This is a genomic window from Azospirillum sp. B506, assembly GCF_000333595.1.
Classification (GTDB): domain Bacteria; phylum Pseudomonadota; class Alphaproteobacteria; order Azospirillales; family Azospirillaceae; genus Azospirillum.
The window spans coordinates 1-1,799 of record NZ_BADK01000295.1 but is presented as its reverse complement, the minus strand read 5'-3'; the positions used below and the strand labels follow the sequence as shown (position 1 = coordinate 1,799).

Below are 1,799 nucleotides of genomic sequence, written 5' to 3'. Positions count from 1 at the left end.
CGGTGCCGGCCATCGTGGTGAGGGTAGCGAGCGAAGCGCCCGCCACGCCCGACCAGCGGGCAGCCCGCCTTTGGCCAACAGGTTCGGCATGATCGGTCCCCCTAGGCAAAGGAGCGGCGCCGAAACTTCGGTGAGGAAGCCCGGCGCCGCGTCAGAGCTGTTTTTTTGAAAAGCCGCTCTGGCCTTAGGCGAACAGGATCAGGAAGGCGATCAGCAGGGCGAACAGCGCGACGGCTTCCGTCAGCGCGAAGCCCAGAATGCCGATCGGGAAGACCTTCGGCTGCACGGCCGGGTTGCGGGCGATCGAGCCGATCAGGGTCGAGAAGATGTTGCCGATACCCAGGCCGACACCGGCGAGGGCGATAACGGCCAGACCGGCACCGATGAACTTGGCGGCTTGAGGATCCATTGTACTCTCTTCCTCTAGGTAAGGGTGAACGTGTTGGAACTGTTGGGCGAACTCGGGTCCGGCGATCGTCAGGCGCTGCTCAGTGCAGTTCCAGGGCGTCGCGGATGTACAGGCAGGTCAGGATCGAGAAGACGTAGGCTTGCAGGAAAGCCACCAGGAACTCGAAGCCGGTGAGGGCGACGTTGATCGCCAGCGGGACGAGGCCGGTGACGAAGCCCAGCGCGCCGAGACCGCTGATCATCATGACCGTGAAGCCGGCAAAGACCTTCAGCATCGTGTGACCGGCCATCATGTTGGCGAACAGTCGGATCGAGAGGCTGACGGGGCGCATCACGTAGGAGATCACCTCGATCGGGATGAGGATCGGGGCGAGCGCCTTCGGAGCGCCATGCGGCATGAAGAAGGAGAAGAAGTGCAGGCCGTGCTTCAGCAGGGCCAGGATGGTCACGAACACGAACACCGTCGCCGCCAGCGCGAAGGTCACGATGATGTGGCTGGTGAAGGTGAAGGTGTAGGGGATCATGCCGATCATGTTGCCGATCAGCACGAACATGAAGATCGAGAACACGAACGGGAAATAAGGCTGGGCGTCGTGGCCGGCGTTGTCGCGCACCAGGTTCGCGACGAACTCGTAGAACATCTCGGCCAGCGACTGCAGGCGGCCCGGAACCATCGACTTGTTCGCCATGCCCATGACCAGCAGGGCGTAGATCGCCGCCACGGCCACGACCATGAAGAAGGCCGAGTTCGTGAAGGACACGTCGTAGCCGCCGAGCACGATCTGGAACAACGAATTGATTTGGAACTGGTGCAGCGGATCCAAGGTCGTCCTCGCTCAGTGTGCGTCGCCGTCTTGGCGCTCGTTGTCGTCCCCAGGGGGCCGGCGGTAGCCGGCAGCGATGCCGAAGCCGGTGACGGCCCGGTAGACGTTCAGCACTCCCGCCGCGGCCCCCAGGAAGAACATGACGATCAGTCCCCAGGGCGCGGTGCCGAGCCAGCGATCGAGCAGAAGCCCACCGCCGACGCCGACGATCATGGCGGCAACCAGTTCCGTCCCGATGCGCCAGGCGGTGCCGAGAGCGCCCTGCGGCGGACGGTGGTATTTGCTACCGGGTCCGCCCGACCAGCCGCGTTGTCCCTCACGCGCCTTCCGCAACCGGGCTTCGAGGTCATCCAAGGGATCGGGGGGCGTTTTGTCGGTCATTCCGCCTCTCAATCACTCTTGGCTCGCAGCCATGCGAAAGCGGCGAGACCATACGGGCGGGGCGTTACCCTGTCAAGTCGCAAAACCTGTGGTGTAAGTCATTGAAAAGTATAGAAAAGAGCCGAAAAGTCATCGATTTTGCCGCGCTGCGGCGCGTTGTCCCGCTCCAGCATGCGAAAAAACCCG

Annotated in this window: 3 protein-coding genes; all 3 read right to left on the bottom strand. The window is 63.1% G+C overall.

The genetic code is table 11. From position 1 onward, the window contains the following. Positions 1-184: 184 nt before the first annotated feature. Positions 185-409 (bottom strand): ATP synthase subunit C family protein, encoded by a 225-nt coding sequence (locus tag I71_RS09260; RefSeq protein ID WP_012973363.1) that lies wholly within the window; start codon positions 407-409, stop codon positions 185-187. Between the two features lie 79 nt (positions 410-488). After that, complete coding sequence (locus I71_RS09255) at positions 489-1,232, bottom strand: F0F1 ATP synthase subunit A (protein ID WP_042694128.1); 744 nt, start codon at positions 1,230-1,232, stop codon at positions 489-491. Positions 1,233-1,244: 12 nt separating this feature from the next. Continuing rightward, complete coding sequence (locus tag I71_RS09250; RefSeq protein ID WP_042694127.1) at positions 1,245-1,613, bottom strand: AtpZ/AtpI family protein; 369 nt, start codon at positions 1,611-1,613, stop codon at positions 1,245-1,247. Positions 1,614-1,799 lie beyond the last annotated feature (186 nt).